Genomic DNA, 26,229 nt, shown 5'->3' with positions numbered 1-26,229 from the left:
GCCCACAGCGATGATTAACGCGGCAACAACTGCCTGACCAGCGCACTCCACAGCGCGATGCCGGGGCCAATCAACGCATCGTTAAAATCATAGCGTGCGTTGTGCAGCGGGGCTGAAGGCGTGTCACCGTCGGCTCCCAGCCAGAAATAGGCGCCGGGGCAGGCTTCCAGCATGCAGGCAAAATCTTCCGATGCCATCGATGGATTCACATTCCAGTGCACCTGTTGCGCAGGCAGCAGCGTTAACGCACTGTCGCGCACCTTTGCCGCTTCCTGCGCATGGTTCGCGGTGACCGGATAGTCGGTCTGATAAACAATGCTGCCTTCAATCCCCAGCGGGGCAGTGAAGGTGGTCACGAATTCGTCAATCATCTGGCGAACCCGCACGCGCACATCGGCCTGCAGACAGCGCAGAGTACCGCGCAGAACCACCGTTTCCGGAATGACGTTAATCGCTTCGCCGCCGTTAATCTGCGTAATGCTGACCACCGCTGAAGCCAGCGGTGACAGACGGCGGGCGGGAATGGTTTGTAGCGCCAGAATCAGCTGGGCGGCAGCGACAATCGGGTCGGCGCCGTTTTCCGGCATGGCAGCATGGCAGCTGCGCCCGCGCAGGGTGATTTCGAAAGAGTCCAGCGAAGCCATCATCGCCCCTTCATTCACGGCTACGTGGCCGGCAGGCAGTCCCGGCCAGTTATGCATACCGTAGATAGCATCCATCGGGAACAGGGTAAATAACCCTTCTTCCACCATACGACGTGCGCCGCCGAGATTTTCTTCAGCAGGCTGGAAGACAAAGTGAATCGTGCCGCTAAAACATCGGGTGGTGCTCAGGTGTCTGGCGGTGGCCAGCAGAATCGCGGTATGGCCGTCATGGCCACAGGCGTGCATGCTTCCGGGCCGGGTAGAGCGGTAAGGGACATCGCCCAGCTCGGTGATCGGTAGCGCATCCATGTCCGCGCGCAGGCCAATCGTGGGGCCGGGGCCGTTTTCCAGCGTGCCGACCACGCCCGTCCCTGCCAGCCCGCGATGCACCTGTAACCCCATTGCCGTCAGCGTATCGGCTACCCTCTGAGCCGTCTGGTGTTCCTGATAGCCGAGTTCAGGGTGGGCGTGCAGCATCCTGCGCCAGCCAGTAGCTTCTTCAATCAGCGAAAGGGGAATGGCCATCGGTTACTTCTCCTGTACGGGGCGCTATTCACTTAGCGGGCAGGAAATAAGTTAGCATAAAACAGGGGGCAGGGGGCGGAGGTCAGTGAAAAACGGGCCTGTCAGACAGGCCCGTGGCGGCAGGTTATTTTACCATCGGCAGATTGAGCTCGTGCTGACGGGCGCAGGCTCTGGCAACGTCATAGCCGGCATCCGCATGGCGCATCACGCCGGTTGCCGGATCGTTCCACAGCACGCGGCCAAGGCGCGCATCGGCTTCCGGCGTACCGTCCGCCACAATCACCACGCCAGCGTGCTGAGAGAAGCCCATCCCCACGCCGCCACCGTGATGCAGGCTGACCCAGGTCGCCCCCCCCGCCGTGTTCAGCAGGGCATTGAGCAGCGGCCAGTCGGAGACTGCATCTGAACCGTCCATCATGGCTTCCGTTTCACGATTGGGCGAAGCGACGGATCCGCAGTCAAGATGATCGCGGCCAATAACCACCGGCGCTTTCAGCTCGCCATTGCGCACCATTTCATTAAACGCCAGTCCGGCAAGATGACGTTCGCCCAGACCCAGCCAGCAGATACGCGCCGGTAAGCCCTGGAAGGCAATACGCTCCTGTGCCATATCCAGCCAGCGGTGCAGGTTGGTGTGGTCCGGGAACAGCTCTTTCAGTTTGGCATCGGTCTTGTAGATATCTTCCGGGTCGCCGGAAAGCGCTACCCAGCGGAACGGGCCTTTACCTTCGCAGAACAGCGGACGAATATAGGCCGGGACGAAGCCAGGGAAATCAAAGGCATTTTTCACCCCTTCTTCCAGCGCAACCTGACGGATGTTGTTACCGTAATCGACGGTCGGAATGCCCATATGGCAGAAGTCGAGCATCGCCTGAACATGCACGGCCATTGAGGCGCGGGCGGCTTTTTCCACCGATTTAGGATCGGACTGACGGGCAGACTCCCAGCGTTCCACGTCCCAGCCAGCTGGCAGATAGCCGTTAATCGGGTCGTGCGCGGAAGTCTGGTCGGTCACGATATGCGGCTGCATACCTCCGGCTCTGGCGCGTTTTACCAGCTCGGGCAGAATTTCGGCCGCGTTGCCCAGCAGGCCAACGGAAATGGCGCGTTTCTCTTTATTGGCTTTGTCGATAATTCCCAGCGCTTCATCAATGGTGAAGGCTTTATAATCCAGGTAACGGGTGCGCAGGCGGAAATCAATGCGCGACTCCTGACACTCGACCGCCAGCACCGAAGCGCCGGCCAGTACGCCAGCCAGCGGCTGTGCTCCGCCCATCCCGCCCAGTCCGGCGGTCAGGATCCATTTACCCGCCAGGTCACCGTTGTAGTGCTGGCGGCCGGCTTCAACGAAGGTTTCAAAGGTACCCTGCACAATTCCCTGTGCCCCGATGTAGATCCACGATCCCGCGGTCATCTGGCCGTACATCATCAGACCCGCTTTATCCAGTTCGTGGAAGTGGTCCCAGGTGGCCCAGTGTGGGACCAGATTAGAGTTGGCAATCAGCACGCGCGGAGCATCGGCGTGGGTACGGAATACGCCTACCGGTTTACCGGACTGCACCAGCAGCGTCTCTTCCGGCTGCAACGCTTTCAAAGAGCGCAGGATCTGTTCAAAGCACTCCCAGTTACGTGCGGCTTTACCAATGCCGCCGTAAACCACCAGGTCTTCCGGGCGCTCGGCCACATCCGGGTCGAGGTTGTTCTGGATCATGCGGTAAGCGGCTTCAATCAGCCAGTTGGCGCAGTGCAGCTCACTGCCGTGCGGGGCGCGAATCGTCCGGGCGACGGCTTTGCTTACGGAATCAGTCATGTTCTTTTCCTTATCCAACAGGTTTAACGTGCGCGTGCAGGTTGCAGGGCGGCGATCGCTTCCGGCCAGCTGTCTGCCGCTGCCCACAGGCGCATCTTCTCAATGTCCGGCGCCATCAGGCGGTCTTTTTCCAGATAAGCTACCCGCTCGCGGATGCCTGCCAGCACCTGTTCCAGCAGAGGAGAGCTTTGCAGCGGACGGTGGAAGTCAATGCCCTGTGCGGCGGCCATAGCCTCAATACCGACCACGGCGGCGGTGTTAAAACACATGGCTCCCAGGCGGCGCGCGGCATAGGTCGCCATCGACACGTGATCTTCCTGATTCGCGGAGGTGGGCAGGCTGTCAACGCTGCCGGGGTGGGCCAGCGATTTGTTTTCGGAGGCCAGCGCCGCAGCGGTGACCTGGGCTATCATAAAGCCGGAGTTTACACCGCCGTCGTTGACCAGGAATGGCGGCAGGCCGGAGAGGCCGGAGTCCAGCAGCAGCGCCAGACGGCGTTCAGAGATGGCACCGATTTCCGCCACGGCCAGCGCGATAATGTCGGCAGCAAATGCCACCGGTTCGGCGTGGAAGTTGCCGCCGGAGATCACTTCACCCGTATCGGTAAACACCAGCGGGTTATCGGAGGCGGCGTTGGCTTCAATCTGCAGCACTTTCGCCGCATGGTTCAGGTTATCGAGGCAGGCCCCCATCACCTGTGGCACACAGCGAATGGAGTAAGGATCCTGTACGCGTCCGCAGTGGGTATGTGAATTGAGGATGGCACTGCCTTCCAGTAAGGTGGAAACGGCGGCCGCCACGTCAATTTGCCCCTGCTGGCCGCGTGCCTCATGAATACGAGGGTCGAAGGGTTTGACTGAACCTTTAATCGCTTCCAGCGACAGGGCACCTGCCACCAGTCCGGCGGCAAACACATTTTCCCCTTCGAACAGACCACGCAGCGCCAGCGCGGTGGAGACCTGAGTGCCGTTCAGCAGCGCCAGACCCTCTTTAGGGCCAAGGACAAAGGGTTGCAGACCGGCCAGCGCCAGCCCTTCGGTAGCCGGCATCATCCGGCCTTTGACGCGTACCTCACCTTCCCCCAGCAGCATCAGCGACAGATGTGCCAGCGGAGCCAGATCGCCGGATGCACCGACAGACCCTTTCTCCGGAATGCACGGCATGATACCGGCGTTAAACAGGGCGATCAGTGCATCAACCAGCTCCATACGAATGCCTGAATGGCCGCGCGCCAGGCTGATCACTTTGGTGGCCATAATCACGCGCACCACATCATCCGGCAGCAGATCGCCCAGCCCGACGCTGTGTGACAGCACCAGGTTGCGTTGCAGTTCGGCCAGGCGCTCGGTCGGGATGGTGGTCTGCGCCAGTTTGCCAAAACCGGTGTTGATGCCGTAGGTCACCTTGCCTTCATTGACGATGGCTTCCACCGTGGCGCGTGCCTGCTGAATACGGCTGCGTGACGATTCGTCCAGCGCCAGTGTGACTCCCCCGCGATAAATCGCTTTAAGGGTGGCCAGGTCCACCTTGCCCGGCGTCAGCAGGCAATGATGCGTAGTCAGTGACATGGTATACTCCTGTATAGACAACTTTGGTTGCATGTAGGGATGAAGACGACGCCATGAGTGAATCACATGTGTATAGTCTTGTCTATACAACCAGCAAGAGTTGTGCCAGCTGCGTCACAAAACATCATTCCGTTATCACGCGAGGGAGCAGTGGAGGGCGCGACCCTCTCCGCGCTGCGAGCGGTCCCGATTGGATGCACCGTGTCAGTGCCGGATGCTTCAGACCAGTGCAGCCAGGATGTCTATACATATCAATTTTTAGTCCGTAAACTGCCGCTATCAAGATGATTTAAGGAAACCGCTATGGTCGTGCAGACTGCCATTTCTCAACTTTCAGCAGCCATGAGCGATCAGCCTGCGCCCATCTATCAGCGTGTGAAGCAGGCGATAGTCAGCCAGATCCGTGAAGGGGTGTGGAAAGCCAATCAGCGCGTGCCGTCAGAGAGTGAGCTGGTGAATGAACTCGGCGTCAGCCGCATGACGATCAACCGCGCGCTGCGCGAGCTGACCAGCGAGGGCTATCTGATTCGCATGCAGGGGGTGGGGACGTTTGTCGCCGAGGTTAAGGGTTATACCGCGATGCTGGAAGTGCACAATATTGCGGAAGAGATTGCCCAGCGCGGTCACCGCCACAGTAGCAAAATCCTGACGCTGCGCGAAACGAAAGCCGACCCGGAGCAGGCCGCCGTGCTGGGCCTGTCCACCGGTCAGTCGCTGTTCCATTCGCTGATGGTTCACTATGAAAATGACCAGCCGGTGCAGCTGGAAGACCGGCTGGTGAACCCGCAGATGGCACCGGATTATCTGCAGCAGGATTATGCCCGTCAGACGCCGTACACCTATCTGATGCGCGTGGCACCGCTGACGGCAGGGGAGCACATTGTGGAAGCGGTGCTGCCGGATGCGCAGCAGTGCCTTCATCTGGCGATTGCTGAGCAGGAGCCGTGCCTGCTAATCCGCCGCCAGACCTGGAGCGACAGCAAGATTGTCACCTATGCCCGTCTGCTGTATCCCGGCTCGCGCTATAAGTTACTGGGTCATTTTAAAGGGCACCCCTGATCGTCAGCGCAGGAGGGCTGAAACGTTCCCCATAACAGCCGGGCATCTGCCGTAACGGGGAGAAACAGCCCGCCGTTATTCTGCCACCATGCGCCCTGGCCTGCTGACAGCAGGGTGTCCTGATGCTGCCACTGGCCGGCAATCACATATACCACGCCGGCCACGGCCGCCGCCGCAGAGAAGCGGGTGCAGGTTACCCCGGCATCCGGCTGATAAACCCCCCGTCGCGCCATCAGGTTGAAGTCACTGCTGGTTTTGCCGGATAACTGTGCGGAGATCGGTTCTTCCCCGGCAAAGGTAAACGGCTGACAGAGGCCAAGCTGCTGATACCGCTGGCCCTCCTGCAACAGCGTGACCTCACCGCTGAGCAGCGTAATGATGCGGTCAATGCCGGGAAACGTTGAAAAAGCGCCGTCAGCGGCAATGGTGGCGATGCTGATGCGCCAGTCAAAATCGGCTTTACCGGCGGGGAAACTGGCTATTTCCCGCGTTTCGCCACCGCCGTTGCGCCAGCGGCTGACGGGCAGCGTACGGCGGTCATACCGATGGATCACTGCAGTGCCTCCAGCGCGTCACGCAGCCCGGCATCAATCTCTGCCTGATCGGCATGCCGGCCGGCGCTGATACGCTGCTGCCCGGCGACGAACACCTCCTGAATCTGTGCACGACTGCCGGCAAACAGCCAGCGGTTGAGCAATGAGGCATCCGGGGTGCTGGCGAACAGCGCATCCCCACCCAGCACCAGCCAGTCTGCGCGGAATCCGGGTTGCAGGCTGCCGGTTTTCACACCACAGGCCTGAGCGCCACCGGCCAGCGCCTGCTGATACAGCACTTCGCCCACGGAAGGCTGCTGCGCCGTGACGATGCGGTTGCGGCGGCGGTCGCGCAGGCGCTGGGCATACTCCAGCCAGCGCAGCTCCTCTACCACATCCAGCGAGACGTGGCTGTCCGAACCAATGCCCCAGCGTCCCCCCTGTACCACATATTCGGTGGCCGGGAAGATACCGTCACCCAGATTGGCCTCGGTGGTCGGGCACAGCCCGGCAACCGCCTGACTGGCGGCAAGGCGGGCGATCTCCTGCTGATTAAGATGGGTGGCGTGGATCAGACACCAGCGCGGGCCCACGTCGAAGCGGTCCAGCAGCCAGCTGACCGGGCGTTCACCGCACCAGGCCAGCGAGTCGTTAACCTCTTTTTCCTGTTCGGCAATATGAATATGTACGGGAAGATCGCCGGGGCTGTGCTCCAGCACTTCACGCATCTGCTGTTCGTTCACCGCGCGCAGGGAGTGGAAACACAGCCCCTGACTGTGCAGCGGCTTACCGGCAATCAGCTGCGTCAGGCGCTGCTGCTGGGCAAGATAATGCCGGGTATCCTGAATGAAACGCTTCTGCCCCGGCTGCGCAGGCTGGCTGCCAAATCCGGCGTAGCTGTACAGCACGGGCAGCAGGGTCTGTCCGATGCCGCTGCGTTCAGCGGCGAGGATCAACTGCTGTAACATCGCATCATCGGGGTAAGGCTGACCGTCGGGCTGGTGGTGCAGATAGTGAAATTCAGCCACCTGGGTGTAACCGCCTTTCAGCATCTCGACATACAGATGCGTGGCGATGGCCCCGACCTGCTGCGGCGTCAGGCGCTGTACCATGCGGTACATCAGGTCACGCCAGGTCCAGAAGCTGTCCTGCGGGTCACCTGCCACTTCAGCCAGCCCGGCCATCGCCCGTTGAAAGGCGTGCGAGTGCAGATTAGCCATCGCGGGCAGCACGCTTCCATTAAGACGCTGTGCTTCTCCGGGGCTACTGTTGGCAGTGATGGCGCTGATGATGCCCTGAGCGTCAACCTCGATCAGGACGTTATGTTGCCAGCCGTCAGCCAGCAGGGCGCGGGGCGCAAAAAAGCGAGTCATGGTTGCTTCCTGTGCAATGAGCTTGTATATACATATACATACTTATGAATTAACAGTAAAGTGCGCAACGTGGGAGAGCGGATGAATCAGCAACTCAACTGTGACCATCTGTGGTATGGGGCCGATATGGTCACCCTGCAGGATGGGCGTTACAGCATCGTTGAACAGGGCGCGATGGCCGTCAGCGGTGACAAGATTGTCTGGGTAGGGCCTTATGCGCAAAGTGCGCATATTCAGGCCAGCCAGCGTACCGATCTTGGCGGTGGTATTGTCACGCCCGGCCTGGTGGACTGCCATACGCACCTGGTGTTTGGCGGCGATCGCAGCCATGAATTTGAGCAGCGTCTCAACGGCGTCAGCTACAGCGAGATTGCCGCCCAGGGCGGCGGCATTCTCTCTACGGTGCGCGCGACGCGGGCGGCGTCACAGGCAGAACTGGTCGCCAGCGCCCACCGTCGTCTCCACCATCTGCTGGCGGAAGGGGTCACCACCGTGGAGATCAAATCCGGCTACGGGCTGGAGATCGCCAGCGAATTACGGATGTTGCAGGCGATTCGCCAGCTGGCCGGGCAGGTTCCCGCTCAGATTCAGGCGACCTGTCTGGCCGCCCATGCGGTGCCGCCGGAGTTTCAGCAGCAGCCGGATGCCTGGATTGACGCTATCTGTGACCAGCTGCTGCCGCAGGTGGCAGCAGAGGGGCTGGCTGATGCGGTCGATGCGTTTTGCGAGCATCTGGCCTTTTCCCCCGATCAGGTGCGACGGGTGTTTACGGCCGCGCAGCGCCTGGGCCTGCCGGTCAAACTGCACGCAGAGCAGCTTTCGCCACTCGGCGGCAGTACGCTGGCGGCAGAATTTAACGCGCTGTCGGCAGACCATGTGGAATATGCGACGGAAAGCGATGTGGCGGCAATGGCGCAGCACGGCACGGTCGCAGTGCTGCTGCCGGGCGCTTTCTATCTGCTGCGGGAAAAACAGCGTCCGCCGGTTGAGCTGTTTCGCCGTTATCAGGTGCCGATGGCGCTGGCCAGCGACGCAAATCCCGGCACCTCTCCCGCACTTTCACTGCGTCTGATGTTGAATATGGGCTGTACGCTCTTTGGCATGACGCCGGAAGAGGCGCTGGCAGGCGTGACGCTGAACGGCGCGCGCGCGCTGGGCCTGGCCGACCATCTGGGGTCACTGGAGGCGGGAAAACTAGCTGATTTCGTTCACTGGCCGCTGTCGCGTCCGGCTGAACTGGTTTACTGGCTCGGCGGGCAGTTACCCTGCCGGGTGATCTTTCGCGGAGAAGAACGATGAATGCATATCAATTCAGCGCCGGCACGCTCCCGCTGCTGCTCAGTATCCCCCACGCCGGTACGCAGCTTACCCCGGAAGTCGAAGCGGGTTTAAGCGATGCAGCAAAAGGGTTGCCGGATACCGACTGGCATATTCCCCAGCTGTATGATTTTTCCCGTGAAATGGGTGTCAGCATCCTGGTGGGCAATTACTCTCGCTTTGTTATCGACCTTAACCGTCCGCCGGACAATCAGGCGCTGTACAGCACGGCGACCACCGGGCTGTACCCGGAAACGCTGTTTGACGGCAAGCCGACATTTGCGCCGGGTAAGACGCCGACGGCGGCGCAGCGTGAGGGCTATCTGCACCACATCTGGCAGCCGTATCATGACAAAATTCAGCAGGAGCTGGCGCGCATTAAGCAGCAGCACGGCTATGCACTGCTGTTTGACGCCCATTCGATAGCGTCGGTGATCCCACGCCTGTTTGACGGCAGCCTGCCGGATCTGAACCTGGGCACCAACGACGGCGCCAGCTGTAGTCCGCAGCTGGCGCAGCAGTTAACCGCACGCTGCGGCGAACAGTCGCAGTTTAGCTGGGTGCTGAACGGGCGCTTTAAAGGCGGGTACATTACGCGCGCCTACGGTAAACCGCAGGAAAACCAGCAGGCGGTGCAGCTGGAGCTGGCACAGTGCAACTATATGGACGAGCAGCCGCCGTTTAACTGGCGCGGTGACAAAGCACAGCTGCTTCAGCCGCTGCTGCAACGGCTGGTTGCGGCCATGCTGGAGCATCACAGCGGCTGAGGTTAATCGCTACAGCAGCAGGGTTTCGATTTCCCGCCAGTTTTCAACGCGCCGGTAGCCGGTCACCTGACGGTTATGCGGTGCGGAATAAAGAATGCCTTCCCCGCAGAAATTCTCGAAGTTAAACGCATTATCGTCGATCATATAGTCCGCGTTGATAACGCTTTTATTGCCGCAGAATACGATGTTGCTGGGCCTGATGTCCGGGAAGTGCGCTTTCAGCCACTGGAACTTGGCATTGAAGGAGGTCGGCACTTCCATTGCTGCCGTGGTGATAAAAATCTCATAGCGCTCGCTCAGCCGGGCAATCACCCGCTGGCTGTCTTCGATCACGTCCAGGTCGGCGAAGAACGTCGGGTCGCCCACCAGCTCAAAGATCTCGCCCAGTTTATCCGGGTCATCCTGATGCAGCCTGAACAGGTTCAGCTCGTCTAAGGTGAGCTGCTGGGAGAAATGGCTGTTCCAGGTTTTCAACATTTTAGGATGGAAGTCAGCGATAACTTCATCCATATCAATCGCAATACGCTTCATAATCACTCCATGACTTTTCTGTTTTCAGCATGCATGATAACAAAAAAGCGCGGTAGCGGCATTTTAGCGCCGTTAGCGCAACAGTCAGATATTCCACCTTCAGCATAAAGCCCATCGCTCAGGGCGACGGCTTCATTTAGATTTTCAACCCCGCGCATCCGGCCTGACCATATCAAACCTTAACGCTTCACTGATGCCGTAATAGGCTGAGGGCCCTCCGGCACGCAGGATCGGCTCGGCCTTCGCCGTCTGATAAATGCCGTCAACCAGCAGGTCATTATCAATATGGATGACCACCACTTCTCCCAGCACCAGCCAGGTGGGGATTTGCTCACCGTCGGCCGTTTGCAGCTGAATGCACTGTGACAGGCGACACTCAAAGTTAACCGGGCTTTCCGCCACCATGCTGACGTTGACCAGGCTGGCGGGGAGGGGGGTAACACCGGCATAAGCAAACTCATCTTCACCGTGGGCCAGCGACGCCGAGCTTTCATTCATGGGCACTGCCAGCGGGCGAGTCGCCAGGTTCCAGACAAATTCTCCGGTTTCAACAATGTTGGCAACGCTGTCTTTCCAGCCGCTGCTGGCGAAGCCAATGATCGGCGGGCGATAGTTAAAACAGTTGAAGAAACTGTAGGGCGCGAGGTTACGCTGCCCGGCCGCATTCTGTGAGCTGATCCAGCCAATCGGACGCGGGCCGATAATCGCGTTCAGCGGATCGTGCGGCAGGCCGTGGCCCTGTTTCGGTTGCCAGGTATAGCGAGTGCGGGACATAGAGACTCCATAAATAAACATGATGAGACGGAAAAACGTCGCTGATGGTTTACCATTATTATCACAGCAGGTATCTTACGCGCCTGCTGACAAGAGAGTGGCCAATGAAAACCCCTGCTGAAAAAAATGTGCTTCACCCGCGCAACCGCCATCGCGGTCGCTATGATTTTGCTGCGCTGATTGCCAGCCATCCGCCGCTGGCACCGTTTGTGGCGGTCAATAACTGGGGCAGCGAGTCTGTCGACTTTGCCAATCCGGACGCGGTCAAGGCGCTGAACCAGGCGCTGCTGCGCCATTTTTATCAGATTGCCCACTGGGATATCCCGGAAGGTTTTCTCTGCCCGCCCGTGCCGGGCCGCGCCGACTATATTCACCACCTGGCTGACCTGCTGGCGGAAGATAACCGCCGCGTGGTGCCGCGCGAGATTAACGTGCTGGACGTTGGCTGCGGCGCCAACCTGATCTATCCGTTGATCGGCCACAGCGAATACCAGTGGCGCTTCACCGGCAGCGAAGTCAACGAACAGGCCATGGTCTCTGCCAACGCCATTATTGCGGCGAATCCCGGCCTTAACCGCGCCATTCGTCTGCGCCGCCAGAAAGACACTAGCGCAATTTTCAGCGGCGTAATTCACAAAAACGAGCTGTACCAGGCCGTGCTGTGTAACCCGCCGTTCCACGCCTCAGCCGCTGATGCCCACCAGGGCAGCCAGCGCAAACTGCGCAACCTCGGGCTGGATCGCCACTCGCCGCTGAACTTCGGCGGTCAGCAGGATGAGCTGTGGTGTGAAGGCGGCGAAGTCGCGTTTATCCAACGCATGATTGCCGAGAGCGCCAGCTTCGGCCGCCAGTGCGTATGGTTCACCACCCTGGTGTCGCGCAAAGAGCATCTGCCGGAACTGTGGCGCGCACTGGAAGAAGCGGATGTTGCCGCCATGCGTACCGTGGAAATGGCGCAGGGTCAGAAGCAGAGCCGCTTTATCGCGTGGAGCTTTATGGAGCAGCCAGGCAGAACCAAATTACTCAATAAGTAACCCGTTATTGCGGGGCTTCCAGCGTCTGAAAGCTGGCAGCCCCGTCAACAGTGGTTCCGCTCTGCATCACCTGTACGGTCTGGTGCGGGGCTTTGATCCCCGCCGCATCGAAGTGTTTCTTCACCATGCCATCCAGCGCAAAACGTACCGTCCACTGCTTCAGTGGCTGAGTGGTAAACGACACGCGCACGGTAAACGACTGATTGGTCAGCCCCACCAGCCCGGAGAATGACGGTTCACCAATCACCATACCGCGTATGCTCTCATCTTCCAGCAGATCCTTCACCGCCGCCTGTAACGTGGCGTTGACCCGTTCCGTCTCTTCCCGGCGGTCGACATCATAGTTGGCGACAAATGAGCCGATGCCGCGCACAAAGTTGGCGAAGGTGGTGATCGAAGACCAGGGAATAATATGGTAGGCCCCGGTGTCCTGACGAACGCCAACGGAACGGATTGACATGCGCTCCACGGTGCCGGTAATCGGCCCGATGGTTACCAGATCGCCGGTGTTCATGCCATTTTCGAACTGAATAAACACCCCGGTAATAATATCTTTTACCAGCGTTTGTGAACCAAAGGAGATCGCCAGACCCAGTGCTCCGGCCCCGGCCAGTAGTGGCGCGATGTTCACGCCAATCTCTGACAGCAAAATCATAATCGTGATAGTGCTGATAATCACCGCCAGCGCATTACGGAACAGCGTCAGCAGCGTGCGGGTGCGGGCGCTGGGCATCGGCCGCCCGTGTGAGTCAGAAGCCAGGCGGCTTTCAATCAGACTCGCCAGCAGCGTCCAGCCCACCGCTGAGAAGAACAGGATCATCACAATACGGATAATAATATCCACCAGCTTTTCGCCTGCACCCACCGTCAGCCAGTGCCACAGGTCAAACAGGTTCCAGGCGTTGAGCAACAGCAGGGTGACGGCAAAGACGGTAATAATGCGCGCCAGTTTAAGCATGGCAGAGACCCAGCCGTTGACCCGGCTTTGTAATTCCGGGTAGCTACGGCGCAGGTCCGGTGACAGCACAATGGTCTTACTGATCCAGCGCGTCAGCATGCCGGAAACCAGCGCTCCCAGGCTGATGATCGCCAGCGAACGAACGGTAGCCGCCATCATAAATTTCAGGCTGTCGCCGGGGTTGAACATGGAGAACAGGAACAGGGCGATAAAATAAGCGCTGGCCAGCCAGTGCCACACCAGCGAGAAGGCGCGAATAAACAGCGCAAAAAAGGCCAGCGAACGGTCGGCAAGGCGCGTCAGCTCCTGCTGAATATTGCGTTTATTATGGAAGATCAGATACAGCGCCCAGACCGTCATCACCCCCATTACGGCGACATTCACCAGTGCGGCAACCTGCACATTCACCTGATTAGACACAATCGGCACAATCACCAGCAGGCCATAACCAATCAGCCCACTTAACCAGCTGAGACGCGTACACCAGTAATTTGCCCGATTGTCACTCAGGTGGAAGAAACGCAGCTGCGGATAACGCGGGCAAAACATCAGGCGCAGTATCGCCTTAAAGAACTCGATCAGCGCGAAGGCATTGAGAAACAGCCCCTGCTGATAGGCGATGGTGCGGCTGCCGGCGTTCATGTTATCGCTGAGGATTTGTCCAACAAACAGCGCCAGCGCCAGCAGCAGCAGGTCGATGATAAACGCCGCAACAATCATTCCTGGCAGATGCAGCCAGCTGCGGCGATCGGCATTTTTCTGGCGTCCCCACGCTCCCATCCGGCGGTAAAGCGGCGATGCTGCCCAGCGTATCAGCCAGTAGAAGGCAAAAAGGCCGGCGGTCAGCATGGCGAAATGGCGTAAGGCGTTAAAGAAGGTCTGCTGGTTAAACGGCTTGTGCGGAGCGTCAACGATATTGCGGTGAAGCTGCTGCAGACGAGAGGCGAATTCACCGCCAAAGTGGCGGCTGACGTCGGTCACGCCCTGTAATACGGTTTTATCTTCTTCTTCCGACGGCGGCGTCAGGACCGGCTCCTTCCCGCTGTCCGGCGTGGCGGCAGCGCTGCGTAGCTGATCGATCAGCGCCTGGCGCGACTGGTCGTTGTCGAGAATATTGGCCAGAGCGGCATAGGCGGCTTTCCTGTCGTCCACCTCTGTCCCGGTCTGATTCTGGGTAGTCTGGTGCGACTGTGAGGCGGCGACCGCCGCTGCGGGCAGTGTGACGGCCTGGGCTGACATCGTGATGCCAATAAAGACCAGTATGATTAAAACGATACGCAACGATGTGGCGAACCCTGACATCCTCTTCTCCTGGAGTGGCGCACAGCAGAGAAGTATAGACCGTGGTGGTCAGGTGGCGTGGGAATGGGGCACTTTGAGATAAAGACGAGAGCAGGGGCGAACGCAGGTTCGCCCCTGAGGGGATTACGACACGTGCTGCAGGAACTCACGCAGACGGGCGCTTGGCGGGTTAGAGATCAACTCGTCAGGATTACCATCTTCAGCAATGCGGCCTTTATCGATGAAGATCAGACGCGAGGCGACTTTCTGCGCGAAGCCGACTTCGTGGGTGACAATCACCATCGTCATGCCTTCTTCGGCCAGGTCCTGCATCACTTTCAGCACTTCGTGACGCAGCTCCGGGTCGAGCGCGGAGGTTGGCTCATCAAACAGCATCATTTTAGGCTTCACGGCCAGTGCACGGGCAATCGCCACGCGCTGCTGCTGGCCACCGGAGAGCTCGGAAGGGAAATGGTTAGCGCGTTCGGCCAGCCCTACTTTGCCCAGCAGCTCACGCGCCAGGCGCTGTGCCTCTTCCTTCTTCGCACCGCGTACGCGGATGGGACCAAAGGCGACGTTGTCCAGCGCGCTCATCTGTGGGAACAGATGGAACTGCTGGAATACCATGCCCGCTTCCTGGCGGATCAGGCGGTCATCGACTTTCGGGTCGTTGACTTTTTTACCGTCAACAATCAGATCGCCGCTGGTGATCTCTTCCAGCTTATTGATGCAGCGCAGCAGGGTTGATTTACCGGAGCCGGACGGGCCGATAATCACCACCACTTCGCCCTGATTAATTTTCAGGTCGATATCGTGCAGGACCTGAGTCGCACCGAAGTGCTTGGAAACATTTTTGAATTCAATCACAGGATTTTCATCCTTCTCTCAAGGCGACGCAGAACAAAACTCAGCACCAGCGTAATGATCAGATAGATAACGGCGACGGCGCTCCAGATTTCCAGCGCGCGGAAGTTACCGGCGATAATTTCCTGGCCCTGACGGGTCAGTTCTGCCACACCAATCACGATAAACAGTGAGGTATCCTTGATGCTGACAATCCACTGGTTACCCAGCGGCGGCAGCATACGGCGCAGTGCCAGCGGCATAATCACATAGCGCAGCGTCTCGCGGCTGGAAAGTCCCAGCGCCAGGCCTGCTTCACGGAAGCCACGGTTAATCGACAGCACCGCACCGCGCGTAATCTCAGCGATGTAGGCACCGGAGTTGATCATGATGGTTACCACGGCGGCGGTGAACGGGTCGATCCTGAAATCAGGCAGGGCCATTGGCAGGGCGAAATAGATAAACATCACCTGCACGACAATCGGTGTGCCACGGATCAGTTCAATGAAAACCAGCGCGATGTTGCGTGAAAGCCAGCCACCGTAGGCGCGGGCAAAGCCAGCCGCCAGGCCGATAATCACGCCGCCAAGCAGACCGAGGACCGAAATCCACAGGGTCATTTTGGCGCCTTCAAGCAGGATTGGAATAGCAGGCCAGATGGCGCTCCAGTCAAACTGCATGTTTATTCTCCGGATCTAAAACCATTTTGTTGAGGTGGAAAAAACGCAGGGGCATAGCGCACCTGCGCTTAAGGACGACAATTTATTGTTATTATTTAGGTTCGCTACCGAACCATTTTTTGTACAGCGTGTTGTAGGTGCCGTTGTCGCGCAGGGTTTTCAGCGCGCCGTTGACTTTCTCACGCAGTTCGTCGCTGCCTTTCGGGAAAGCGATGCCGTACTGCTGTGCTTCAATTGACTCACCGACGGCTTTGAACTGGCCTTTACCGGCGGTGTGGATGAAGTAAAGAATGTTTGGCGTGTCGTGCAGAACTGCATCAGCGCGGTTGGTGCCCAGCTCCATATACGCATTGTCGATGTTCGGGAACTGACGCAGGTCTTTAAATTTGATGTGCTGTTTAGCGTAGTCAACAGAACCTGTGCCGCTCTTCACTGCGACGACTTTACCGTTCAGGTCGTTAATGCCTTTGATCGCATCATTACCGGCTTTCACCATCACTAACAGGCCACTTTTGTAGTAACCTTCAGAGAAGTCGATCGCTTTTTTACGTTCGTCAGTAATGGTGATCCCTGCCAGAGCCAGGTCAACGTTACGGGTTTGCAGCGCAGGAATGATGCCGCTGAAGTCCATTGGCTTCAGGGTGTATTCCATGTTCAGTTGTTTGGCGATCGCATCCCACAGGTCAATGTCGAAGCCGACATATTTATCACCCTGTTTGAATTCAAAAGGCACGAAAGCGGTATCGGTAGCAACAACCAGTTTTTTATCGGCAGCCGTGGAAGACATAGCAAACGCTAACGTCAGCGCAGCAAGAGAAACCTTAAAAATTGACTTCATCATTTTATCCTTATCGCTTCTCGGAAAGGGTGTTTCCCGATTAAATGCCCGCAGCCCTATGAAAGAATCATGCCAACTTTGAAATTTATATGAAAAACAGAGGGTTATAAGCCACTATCCTTCATGTCGTTGGCAGGGTTCTGGGTGGCGCACTATTATGGCGCCCCAATATGGTGCGATGTTTTATTGTGGTGCAGCAGCAGTTTTAGCAAATTGCGAGATAAAAACAACATAAAGTGGCTGGTTTAAGTAATTAAATGTCGCTGACTTCTTATTTTTAAGTTTTAAAATGAAAAAAAAGCAGAAGGGTTAACCTTCTGCTTTTTGCAAGACGGGGGAGCTGTACTGCGCCATGCGGCGCAGTGAGGGTTATTCGATGTTAGATTCGATAAACCACAGGAACTTGTCCAGGTCACGAGAAGCGGCGGTAAAGATGTCCGCTGAGTCTTCATCAGGAACTTCGTTGATAGCTTTACGCACGTCATTCGCTACGGTGGCATAGCGGTCAGCCAGGGCTTTCAGGTGATCCTGTACGCTGTGAATATTCAGCGGATAGCTTTTCAGCGGGGTTCTGTCAGTCACAATCTGTGTGGTACCCAGTGCCACGCCGCCCAGCTGCACAACGCGTTCTGCGATGGTGTCCTGATGTTCAGTAATCGCCGCGCGGAAACCATCCAGCATTTCGTGCACGGCGATGAAATTAGCACCACGCATGTTCCAGTGGGCCTGTTTGGTGATCAGCGACAGGTCGATAAATTCGATAACCAGACGATTCAGCACCTCAATGGTGGCTTTTTTGTCGTCTTCGGCCACGTCGTTACGGGTGTAAATCAGATCAGAAGATTTTGCTTTAACCAGTTTAGCGGTACTCATCATTAATATCCTCTTGATAGTCAGGTTGTCCAAATTGAATACGGGATTAAGTATAGCACCGGTTTTTAATTTTGCAGGAAAGTTACTCCCTATCGCATGAATAGCGCCAGACTGTTGACGCGTCAGGTAAGGCATTGCCGTCGCAATCATATTTGTGAGAATGATTATTGTTTATTTTTTTGTTTTTATCTTTATGTTTTTAATGTGTTTTTGTTTAAGCGTTTTTTTTATGGCGTTCGGGGGAATTAAAAGAATGACAAGGTGTTTCTGAGCGGATTAATTAACGGTATTGTCACAATTGCTGGGTAAAAATTAAGCCGGGTGAGGGGGGGCTCTGCGGGCAATAATGTCCCGCAGATAGCGATAAGTTATTCTCTTAATTCACTGACGGGAATAACCGGCTGCCTGGCCGGGCGCATGGTCAGGGTGGATCCCGCAGAAGCGGCGATAATCGCCAGCAGTGCCAGCCACTGCACCAGGGTTAACACTTCTCCCAGGAATAACATGCCGGAAATGGCTGCCAATGCCGGATCCAGACTCATCAGCGTACCAAAGGTGCGCGCAGGTAAACGCGTCAGTGCCACCATCTCCAGAGAATAGGGCAGTGCGCTGGAGAGCACGGCGATCGCCAGACCGATAGGAATCACTGACAGAGTCCAGATGCCGGGGTTCGCCCAGGCCATTCCCAGTGGGACAAACACCAGTGAGCCTATCAGTGAGCCTGCGGCAACGGTTGCCGGCCCGTGCTGGCTGCCAGCGCGTTTGCCCGCCAGAATGTACAGCGCCCATAAAGCCCCGGCGATGAGGGCATACGCTGCGCCCAGCGGATCGACGCTGTTGATGCTGTGCCCGACCGGAAGCAGAAAGAACAGGCCTGCGACGGCCAGTGCCACCCAGAGAAAATCCAGCGGACGGCGTGAGCCTGCCAGGGCCAGCACCAGCGGGCCGGTAAACTCCAGCGCGACGGCAACGCCCAGCGGCACAGTTCGGATAGATAAATAGAAGGCGTAGTTCATCCCGCCGAGCGCCAGCCCATAAATCACCAGCGGCAGGATCTGCTGACGCTGAAAGCGCAGTCGCCAGGGTTTGAAGATGACGCAAAGGATAATCGTGCCCAGTCCGAGTCGCAGTGCAGTGATCCCCGGAGCGCCAACGGCGGGAAACAGCGTTTTAGCCAGCGCCGCGCCGCCCTGAATAGAGGTCATGGCGATTAACAGCAACAGTATGGGTAGCCAGACGGCATTTTTAATTGAAGAAGAGGACATCCTGTATTCCAGCCTTTAGTGGTTCCATTGGTAAAATCTGCCGTCTCAGTGTACTGGTAGGCGAAGGTAAACTCCGTGACTCCGGTAAAAATAGGTGAAAAAAAACCGGGATTTCTTCAAAAACAGGGCCAGTAAAGTAAGGATTTGTCAGGATCTATTAGGAATTATCTCAATGAAGGTTTTTTTACAGTTGTGGAAATTTAGTGCAAAATAGTGATAATCATAAGAAAAAAGAATGACATACAAAGCATCATTAACTTTCTGTTACACCAAACATTCTGTTAGACAACAAAATCGGGGCAGAGTTTCTTGCTGGTTTTTGTTATATTTTCAACGTTGTCAGGAGAGAAGTACTTTCACATTTGAGGTGGTTATGAAAAAAATTGCATGTCTTTCAGCTTTAGCTTGCGTTCTGGCAGTATCTGCTGGTTCAGCAATGGCACAGAGCACCGTTACCGGTGGTTATGCTCAGAGTGATTACCAGGGCATAGCTAACAAAGCTAACGGTTTTAACCTGAAGTATCGTTATGAGAACGGCAGCGATGCACTGGGTTGGATCGGTTCTTTCACTTACACTGAGAAAGATCGTACTGATGCAGGCGACTACATCAAGGGCCAGTACTATGGCATCACTGGTGGTCCAGCTTACCGTCTGAATGACTGGGCAAGCATCTACGGTGTTGTGGGTATCGGCTACGGCAAATACCAGTTCAACGAACCAAACCGTGAAAAATTTGATTCAAGCGACGTAGGTTTCTCCTACGGTGCTGGCCTGCAGTTCAACCCAATGCAGAACATTGCTCTGGACGTGGGTTACGAGCAGAGCCGTATCCGCAGCGTTGACGTTGGCACCTGGACTGCTGGCGTAGGTTACAGCTTCTAAGTTGCTGACCGCAAGTCCTTATACCGGACTGACGTTGAAGAATCCGCCCCAAGGGGCGGATTTTTTTGCCTTTTTTTTGCTATTTTACAAACGGGTCCTGCTGCAACTGGCTGAATGGCAGGCGCTGGAGCTTGAAATTAGTCACTTCTGTCGGAGGAGCTTTGTCATGCGAAACAAAGCGATAGCCTGGCGTAATCTCTGCCGCCTGTATTCCGCTCCACTGTGAAAACAGTGCGAGAAAATCGTTAGCCGAACGTGGGGTTGCGATCGGCTGATGACGGGTGTCGTCACTCGAACTGATGAACATCGGCACTTCAAAATTCTGACGGTATTTATCATCGTGAGTCAGATATTCGTTGCGCGTGCCTTTCTCCTTAAATGCCAGCCCGTGATCGGAGAAATAGATCATCGAGAACGACAGACCGCTACTGTGTAGCTGCTGCCACAGCTGCTGCAGGAAGCCGTCAGTCTGCGTAATGCTGTACAGATAGCAGGACGTTTCCAGCGAATGCAGGCGCTCGACATAGCGTCCGCGCGTGCGGTCGCAGGCTTTCGGGTGGGACCCGACAAGGTGATACACCAGCAGGCGAGGGCGATCCACCGGGCGGGTCAGTGCCGCAGGCGTAAAGCTTAACAGGTCTTCATCACGCGTGGCTTTATCGGCTTCAAAGTCGCCACCCTTGAGAAAATGAACCGTTTTCGCCCGGCGGGCAATACTGGCAATTGGCGTATCAAACTGACCAATTTGCCCCTGATTCGACAACCACCACGTATCAAACCCGGCACGGTTGGCGAGGGTAATAATATTGTTCTGGTATTCCGGTTTGCCGTCCACCACCTGGTTGAGGGTTAAACCGAGTGATTTTTGCGTCGAGGATGCCGCAGAGGTGTAGTGGGTAAAAAACTGCCCGTTAAGCTGGCTGGCAAACGGGGTGTTATCCCATCGCCCGCCAAAGGCACCCAGCGCATCACGGCGCGCGCTTTCCCCAATCACCACCACATAAATTTGCTGACGCGGTTTGACCGCCGTGATGTGCCAGTCATCCTTCAGCGTGGCCAGCTGATTCATACGGTCGATCTCTTTATTCACCGACAGTTTGCTTTCAATCGTATCTTTGACAAAGCGCGCCAGCGGGTAACCGGTGTCCTTGAGGTTAAATACGCCGCCGGTTAGCTGATTCATCACCGGCTGTGTCAGCCAGGCGACCAGCACAAATGCCAGGCAGGCGCTCTCGACGTGCCCCCAGCGCTGAGCAGGCCGGGACTTTCGGCACACGCCTATGATGCCTGTCGCCAGAATCGCCAGGCCGATAGCATAGTCGTGCAGCGGAAAAATCAGCAAAATTTCGCTGGCTTCTTCGGCATTCGTAGCGTGCAGCGCCAGCAGCGTGTTGAAATTAGGCGGCCCGTAAACCTGACCAAACGGATAATAAAAACCCGCAATCACTGTGCTGAGGCCGATCAACATTTTCTGGGTTTTTGGCGCTACCGCAGCCAGCAACAGCAGCAGCGCGGTAAATGCCAGGCTGTATAACACGCTGAGCGGGTAGCCAAACGCCAGATTAATCAGGATGGATAACAGCAAATACAGCCCAGCGTACGGGCTAATCCAGGCACGGTAACGGCCTGATGTTGCTGCTTTAATTAATGTCAGATTCATTATTGGTTCTTATTAGGGAAAGCTATAGCGGCCATTCAGTTCGACGCTGACGTGGCAAACTGCCTGATACAACTCGTAAGATCGTGGGGGATGGGGAGGGATGGAGCCCGATCGGCCTGCATTCTTTACGAAAGGCTGGCACGATAATCGCTGTTTTGCTGAAAGGCAACTAGCATTATCAATAAGTTCTGTGAAGTGACGGGCAAAATAGTTGGCACAACCGGAGAGGTCAGGAAGCCTGGCGGGCAGGCTTCGGATTAAGCAGCATTTCCAGCAGCATCAGTCGCAGTGTGAATGGCGATCGACAGAGTAATTTTAACAGCAGCGGTAGTTTCATCTGATGGCCCTCCGGTCAGTCAGGATATGAGTGAATTATCAACAGGTATAGCACAGGCTATATCGTATAGCCAGAGCTAAGACGCTAAATTTTGTGCTGGCCGATGCTTCGTTTACAATGGCGCACACAACAGACCGGTGTGGCCTATAATGCGTCGGTTGATAAGAAGAGGAAGCTGAATGAGTCGTCGCGCAAAAGTTACAGTGCCCGCGCCACTGAAAGATATTGAAGAGCATGTCGAAGGCTTCCGCCAGGTACGTGAAGCGCACCGTCGCGAATTAATCGATGACTATGTAGAGCTGATTTCCGACCTGATCCTCGAATTTGGCGAAGCCCGTCAGGTTGATATGGCTGCTCGCCTGGGCGTTTCGCAGCCGACGGTCGCCAAAATGCTTAAGCGTCTCGCCACCGGGGGTCTGGTGGTGCAGGTGCCTTATCGCGGTGTGTTTCTCACTCCCGAAGGGGAGACGCTGGCAGAACAGAGTCGCGAGCGTCACCATATTGTTGAAACCTTTCTGCTGGCGCTCGGTATCAGCCCGGATACCGCCCGTCGCGATGCAGAAGGCATTGAACATCATGTCAGCGATGAAACGCTGGAAATTTTCAAAAAATTCACTGAAAGTCGTCAATAACCCTCTCCCCATACTCTGGCGTTGCCTGTTGAGCACCTGAAAGCGCGTTGCCCTGAATGAGGGTGACCTGTCAGGTCCCTGAGGCTGCGCCACGAAGGAAGGGGGGAATAACATGGCAAGCCAGCATGATCTCACTGCTCAGACCTTTTCTGCACGATCGTTTTTTGCATTTGTTAGTGGTTCTGGGGCTGATACTGGCCTGTTTTGTCCCCTTCAGACTGGCTGAGCTGCCCGCCGCGGTAGACTGGCCGACCATTATTACGCTGTGCGGACTGTTGATACTGACCAAAGGTATTGAGGCCAGCGGCTATTTTGATGTCCTTGGCCGTCGTCTGGTTCAGGGCTTCAGCCATCAACGCCAGCTGGCGCTGTTCCTGGTCGCTGCGGCAGCGCTGCTCTCTACTTTTCTCACCAACGATGTGGCGCTGTTTATTATGGTGCCGCTGACGCTTTCCCTGCGTAAATACTCCTCGCTGCCGATTGCCCGGCTGATTATCTTTGAAGCCCTGGCGGTTAACGCGGGCTCGCTGCTGACGCCGATCGGTAACCCGCAAAATATCCTGCTATGGCGTCACGGGGAGGCTGGCTTTATCGGGTTTATCTGGCAGATGCTGCCGCTGGCGGCCTGGATGGTACTCAGTTTGCTGCTGCTGACCGCCTGCTGTTTTCGCGCCAGTAAGATTGAGCAACATCAGGAGCAGGACGCGGCCAGCTGGCAGCATCGCCTGCTGTATGCCAGTGCGCTACTGTACGTACTGTTTATCGTTGCGCTGGAGATGAACTTCGCTCTCTGGGGTCTGTTACTGGTATTTGCGACCTTCCTGGTACTGGCCCGCCGAATCCTGTTGAGTATCGACTGGAGCCTGCTGGTGGTGTTTATCGTGATGTTTATTGATGTGTTTCTGCTGACCCGACTGCCGCAGATTCAGTCGTCCCTGCATCTGGCGGGAGAACTGCCGGCAGGTGGGCAATTCCTGCTGGCCGCAGGGCTGTCGCAGATTATCAGTAACGTTCCTGCCACTATCCTGCTGCTGAGCAGCCAGCCACCCTCAGTGCTGCTGGCCTGGGCGGTGAATATTGGTGGCTTTGGCCTGCTGCCGGGATCGCTGGCTAACCTGATTGCGCTGCGTATGGCGAAAGACCGTTCCATTTGGTGGCACTTCCACCTCTATTCCGTCCCGATGCTGCTCTGGGCACTGCTCAGCGGATGGGGTCTTTATTTGCTTATTCATGCTGCCTGATGTCAGACAATGATGCTTTTGTCAGGAAACCCTGGCATTTGTCAGTTTAGGCCCTATGTTTATACCAGACTGAATAGTTGTGCCCCCCGATCGGGGGGCACCTTTTGATGATGGAAACTATGGCTAATCAAACTCCCTCTGCACCAGAAGATGAAAACCCCAGTCAGAATGCTCACCCTGAGGACGATGACACTCCGCGCCAGCGTCCTGGCAAAAAGCCATTGGTGATTCTGGCTATCGTTGTCCTGCTGATGGCGATCGTAGCGCTGTGGTTCTGGCTGACCACGCGCAATATTGAAACCACGGATGATGCTTTTACCGAAGCCGATGCGGTGACGATTGCCCCGAAAGCCTCGGGCTACGTCACTGAGCTGCGCGTGAAAGACAACCAGAGGGTGAAAAAGGGCGATCTGCTGGTGGTGATTGACCCGCGCGATACGGCCGCCCAGCGCGACCAGGCGCAGGCACAGCTGGGGCTGGCGAAGGCGCAACTGCATCAGGCGCAGGCGCAGCTGGAACTGGCTAAAGTGCAGTATCCTGCTCAGAAAGACCAGGCACTGGCGCAGCTGGCACGCGCCCAGGCCAATTATATGAATGCTCAGGCCGACGATAAACGTCAGCGCGGAGTTGACCCGCGCGCCACGTCACAGCGGAACATCGATACGGCGAATGCCCAGTTGCGCAGTGCGAAAGCGGAACTGGCCAATGCTCAGGCGCAGGTCGAAGTCGCTTCGCAGGTGGCCTTGCAGATCCGCCAGCAGGAAACCAACGTTGAAGCCCGTCAAAGCCAGGTTGAACAGGCACAGGCGCAGCTCAACACCGCAAACCTGAATCTCTCCTATACCGAAGTACGCGCCCCGTATGATGGTTTTGTCACTAAGCGTAATGTGCAGGTTGGCACCCTGGTTCAGGCCGGATCGTCACTGTTCTCGCTGGTATCACCGCAGGTGTGGATTGTGGCTAACTTCAAAGAGTCGCAGCTGGCGCGGATGAAACCGGGCGACAAAGTAGAGATCGGCGTGGACGCCTGGCCAGACATGAAGCTGGAAGGGCACATCGACAGCGTGCAGATGGGCAGCGGATCGCGTTTCTCAGCGTTTCCATCCGAGAATGCCACCGGCAACTACGTGAAGATCGTGCAGCGCGTGCCGGTGAAAATCGTCATCGATAAAGGTCTCGACCCGAACCGGCCGCTGCCGATTGGCCTGTCGGTTGAACCAAAGGTCACGCTGGAATGAATCCCGCCCAGAGCTGGAAACCGGCCAGTAACCCCTGGCTGGTGGCGATGACCGTAACGCTGGCGGTGTTTATGGAGATTCTCGACACCACTATCGTCAACGTTGCCCTGCCGCATGTGGCGGGGTCGCTGTCCGCCAGCTATGACGAATCCACCTGGGTTTTGACCTCCTACCTGGTGGCAAACGGCATTGTGCTGCCGATATCGGCTTTCCTCAGCCGTCTGCTGGGGCGTAAACAGTTTTTCCTGATCTGTATTGTCATGTTCACCGTCTGCTCATTCCTGTGCGGCATCGCTACCGAGCTGTGGCAGATTATCCTGTTCCGCGTATTACAGGGATTTTTCGGCGGTGGCCTGCAGCCGGTGCAACAGTCGGTGCTGCTGGACTATTTCAAAGCGGAAGACCGCGGCAAAGCCTTTGGCCTCTCCTCCATTGCCGTCATCGTGGCGCCAGTACTTGGCCCGACGCTGGGCGGCTGGATCACCGATAACTACAGCTGGCGCTGGGTATTCTTTATCAATATCCCGGTGGGGATCCTCAGCGTTCTGGCTATTTATCAGCTGCTGGAAGATCCGCCGTGGGAGCGCAAATGGGCGAAGGGCAAGCTGAGTATTGATTATATTGGTATCAGCCTGATTACCCTGGGTCTGGGCTGTCTTCAGGTGATGATGGACCGTGGTGAAGATGAAGACTGGTTCCAGTCCAGCTTTATCGTCACCTTTGGATTGCTGGCGCTGACCGGCATTGTCGGGGCAATTTACTGGCTGATGTATGCGAAAAAACCCGTGGTCGATCTGCACGTGCTGAAAGATCGTAACTTCGCAGTGGCCTGCCTGCTGATGGCGGGGATGGCGGCGATCCTCTATGGCAGTTCGGTGGTGATCCCACAGCTGGCGCAGCAGGACCTTGGCTATACCGCCACCCTGTCAGGGCTGGTGCTGTCGCCGGGAGCCGTGCTGATCGTGCTGTCAATTCCGCTGGTCCTGAAACTGATGCCGATTGTGCAGACGCGCCTGCTGATCGCCTTTGGCTTTTTGCTGCTGGGCATGTCGTTTATTTACTCATCGACGCTGACGCCGGATATCGATTACACCTCGCTGGTGCTGATGCGCAGCTTCCAGACTATTGGCCTGGGTTTCCTGTTTGTACCGCTGACCACCATTGCCTTTGTCACCATTCCTCAGCGGCTGAATGCCGATGCCTCGGCGCTGTTTACCATGTTTCGTAACGTCGCCGGGTCGATAGGGATCTCGCTGTCTACCGCGATGATCACCGAACGGTCGCAGGCGCGCAGCGCGCAGCTGGTGGATAATATGACCCCGCTCAACGAGCCCTTCAATCTGGCGGTAGAGCGCTGGGCGCAGGGGGTGCGGGACTTTGTGCATATGGCGGGGGATCCGGTTACGATTGCCACCGGGCAGCTGTATAAGCAGATGATCGTACAGGCGCGCTTCCTCGCCTACATTGATGTCTTTATGGGCCTGAGCGTTGTTGCCCTGATCCTTATTCCATTTTGTCTGCTGCTGGCACCGATCAAGAGCCAGGGCAGTGCAGGAGCGCACTGA

23 protein-coding genes are annotated in these 26,229 nt (G+C 56.8%); 9 read left to right on the top strand and 14 right to left on the bottom strand.

Annotation, left to right across the window (positions count from 1 at the left end; translation table 11 throughout):
* Positions 1 to 14 precede the first annotated feature (14 nt).
* The 3 genes from ABEH87_RS07495 to hutH all read right to left on the bottom strand — a co-directional run bounded on the left by ABEH87_RS07495 (position 15) and on the right by hutH (position 4,547).
* Positions 15 to 1,169, bottom strand: a complete 1,155-nt coding sequence (locus ABEH87_RS07495; protein ID WP_346575341.1) for a M20 aminoacylase family protein — start codon at positions 1,167 to 1,169, stop codon at positions 15 to 17.
* Between the two features lie 124 nt (positions 1,170 to 1,293).
* Positions 1,294 to 2,979, bottom strand: coding sequence for a urocanate hydratase (hutU, locus tag ABEH87_RS07490; protein ID WP_346575339.1), 1,686 nt, complete (start codon positions 2,977 to 2,979; stop codon positions 1,294 to 1,296).
* Between the two features lie 23 nt (positions 2,980 to 3,002).
* The gene (hutH, locus tag ABEH87_RS07485; protein WP_346575338.1) at positions 3,003 to 4,547 is read right to left on the bottom strand and encodes a histidine ammonia-lyase; all 1,545 of its coding nucleotides are present in this window, start codon (positions 4,545 to 4,547) and stop codon (positions 3,003 to 3,005) included.
* Positions 4,548 to 4,850: 303 nt separating this feature from the next.
* Between hutH and hutC the strand changes: the two genes are divergently transcribed.
* On the top strand, positions 4,851 to 5,606 hold the full coding sequence (gene hutC, locus ABEH87_RS07480; protein WP_346575336.1) for a histidine utilization repressor: 756 nt from the start codon (positions 4,851 to 4,853) through the stop codon (positions 5,604 to 5,606).
* Here the strand turns inward: hutC and ABEH87_RS07475 are convergent.
* The gene (locus ABEH87_RS07475) at positions 5,585 to 6,160 is read right to left on the bottom strand and encodes a HutD family protein (protein ID WP_346575334.1); all 576 of its coding nucleotides are present in this window, start codon (positions 6,158 to 6,160) and stop codon (positions 5,585 to 5,587) included. The two genes, hutC and ABEH87_RS07475, sit on opposite strands and share 22 nt — an antisense overlap.
* Positions 6,157 to 7,512 (bottom strand): formimidoylglutamate deiminase, encoded by a 1,356-nt coding sequence (locus ABEH87_RS07470; protein WP_346575332.1) that lies wholly within the window; start codon positions 7,510 to 7,512, stop codon positions 6,157 to 6,159. The genes ABEH87_RS07475 and ABEH87_RS07470 overlap by 4 nt, the downstream gene beginning before the upstream one ends.
* 81 nt (positions 7,513 to 7,593) lie before the next feature.
* Here ABEH87_RS07470 and hutI point away from each other — a divergent pair, with 81 nt between their 5' ends.
* Both hutI and hutG read left to right on the top strand, forming a co-directional pair.
* A complete protein-coding gene (gene hutI, locus ABEH87_RS07465) occupies positions 7,594 to 8,811 on the top strand; it encodes an imidazolonepropionase (protein WP_346575330.1) in 1,218 nt (405 codons plus the stop codon).
* The gene (hutG, locus tag ABEH87_RS07460; protein ID WP_346575329.1) at positions 8,808 to 9,596 is read left to right on the top strand and encodes an N-formylglutamate deformylase; all 789 of its coding nucleotides are present in this window, start codon (positions 8,808 to 8,810) and stop codon (positions 9,594 to 9,596) included. The genes hutI and hutG overlap by 4 nt, the downstream gene beginning before the upstream one ends.
* A 9-nt stretch (positions 9,597 to 9,605) precedes the next feature.
* Here hutG and ABEH87_RS07455 read toward each other — a convergent pair whose 3' ends face one another.
* Entirely contained in the window at positions 9,606 to 10,127 is a 522-nt protein-coding gene (locus ABEH87_RS07455) for a 5'-3'-deoxyribonucleotidase (RefSeq protein WP_346575327.1), read from the bottom strand.
* A gap of 144 nt (positions 10,128 to 10,271) precedes the next feature.
* Positions 10,272 to 10,901, bottom strand: a complete 630-nt coding sequence (locus tag ABEH87_RS07450) for a flavin reductase family protein (RefSeq protein ID WP_346575325.1) — start codon at positions 10,899 to 10,901, stop codon at positions 10,272 to 10,274.
* Between the two features lie 104 nt (positions 10,902 to 11,005).
* Between ABEH87_RS07450 and rlmF the strand changes: the two genes are divergently transcribed.
* On the top strand, positions 11,006 to 11,935 hold the full coding sequence (gene rlmF / locus ABEH87_RS07445; protein ID WP_346575324.1) for a 23S rRNA (adenine(1618)-N(6))-methyltransferase RlmF: 930 nt from the start codon (positions 11,006 to 11,008) through the stop codon (positions 11,933 to 11,935).
* A 4-nt stretch (positions 11,936 to 11,939) separates the two neighbouring features.
* Here the strand turns inward: rlmF and ybiO are convergent, their stop codons facing one another.
* The 6 genes from ybiO to rhtA all read right to left on the bottom strand — a co-directional run bounded on the left by ybiO (position 11,940) and on the right by rhtA (position 18,673).
* Positions 11,940 to 14,195 (bottom strand): mechanosensitive channel protein, encoded by a 2,256-nt coding sequence (ybiO, locus tag ABEH87_RS07440; RefSeq protein ID WP_346575322.1) that lies wholly within the window; start codon positions 14,193 to 14,195, stop codon positions 11,940 to 11,942.
* Positions 14,196 to 14,318: 123 nt separating this feature from the next.
* Positions 14,319 to 15,041, bottom strand: coding sequence for a glutamine ABC transporter ATP-binding protein GlnQ (gene glnQ, locus ABEH87_RS07435; protein WP_346575320.1), 723 nt, complete (start codon positions 15,039 to 15,041; stop codon positions 14,319 to 14,321).
* On the bottom strand, positions 15,038 to 15,697 hold the full coding sequence (glnP, locus tag ABEH87_RS07430) for a glutamine ABC transporter permease GlnP (RefSeq protein WP_062746608.1): 660 nt from the start codon (positions 15,695 to 15,697) through the stop codon (positions 15,038 to 15,040). Before glnP ends, glnQ begins: the two co-directional genes overlap by 4 nt.
* A gap of 91 nt (positions 15,698 to 15,788) precedes the next feature.
* Positions 15,789 to 16,535 (bottom strand): glutamine ABC transporter substrate-binding protein GlnH, encoded by a 747-nt coding sequence (gene glnH, locus ABEH87_RS07425; protein WP_346576183.1) that lies wholly within the window; start codon positions 16,533 to 16,535, stop codon positions 15,789 to 15,791.
* Positions 16,536 to 16,904: 369 nt separating this feature from the next.
* Complete coding sequence (gene dps, locus ABEH87_RS07420; protein ID WP_346576181.1) at positions 16,905 to 17,408, bottom strand: DNA starvation/stationary phase protection protein Dps; 504 nt, start codon at positions 17,406 to 17,408, stop codon at positions 16,905 to 16,907.
* Between the two features lie 368 nt (positions 17,409 to 17,776).
* Positions 17,777 to 18,673: a threonine/homoserine exporter RhtA gene (rhtA, locus tag ABEH87_RS07415; RefSeq protein ID WP_346575317.1), complete on the bottom strand. Its 897-nt coding sequence runs from the start codon at positions 18,671 to 18,673 to the stop codon at positions 17,777 to 17,779.
* Between the two features lie 373 nt (positions 18,674 to 19,046).
* Between rhtA and ompX the strand changes: the two genes are divergently transcribed.
* Entirely contained in the window at positions 19,047 to 19,556 is a 510-nt protein-coding gene (gene ompX, locus ABEH87_RS07410; protein ID WP_346575315.1) for an outer membrane protein OmpX, read from the top strand.
* A gap of 79 nt (positions 19,557 to 19,635) precedes the next feature.
* Here ompX and ABEH87_RS07405 read toward each other — a convergent pair whose 3' ends face one another.
* The gene (locus tag ABEH87_RS07405; protein WP_346575313.1) at positions 19,636 to 21,216 is read right to left on the bottom strand and encodes a sulfatase-like hydrolase/transferase; all 1,581 of its coding nucleotides are present in this window, start codon (positions 21,214 to 21,216) and stop codon (positions 19,636 to 19,638) included.
* Positions 21,217 to 21,732: 516 nt separating this feature from the next.
* Between ABEH87_RS07405 and mntR the strand changes: the two genes are divergently transcribed.
* From mntR to ABEH87_RS07385, 4 genes are all read left to right on the top strand, one after another.
* Positions 21,733 to 22,185, top strand: coding sequence for a manganese-binding transcriptional regulator MntR (gene mntR, locus ABEH87_RS07400; protein WP_346575311.1), 453 nt, complete (start codon positions 21,733 to 21,735; stop codon positions 22,183 to 22,185).
* 125 nt (positions 22,186 to 22,310) lie between these two features.
* Complete coding sequence (locus tag ABEH87_RS07395; protein ID WP_346575309.1) at positions 22,311 to 23,426, top strand: SLC13 family permease; 1,116 nt, start codon at positions 22,311 to 22,313, stop codon at positions 23,424 to 23,426.
* Between the two features lie 110 nt (positions 23,427 to 23,536).
* Positions 23,537 to 24,664, top strand: coding sequence for an HlyD family secretion protein (locus ABEH87_RS07390; protein ID WP_346576179.1), 1,128 nt, complete (start codon positions 23,537 to 23,539; stop codon positions 24,662 to 24,664).
* Positions 24,661 to 26,229, top strand: coding sequence for a DHA2 family efflux MFS transporter permease subunit (locus ABEH87_RS07385; RefSeq protein ID WP_346575307.1), 1,569 nt, complete (start codon positions 24,661 to 24,663; stop codon positions 26,227 to 26,229). Before ABEH87_RS07390 ends, ABEH87_RS07385 begins: the two co-directional genes overlap by 4 nt.

It is taken from the genome of Erwinia sp. Eh17-17, from assembly GCF_039675725.1.
GTDB lineage: Bacteria > Pseudomonadota > Gammaproteobacteria > Enterobacterales > Enterobacteriaceae > Erwinia.
This window is presented reverse-complemented; position numbering and strand designations above follow the sequence as displayed.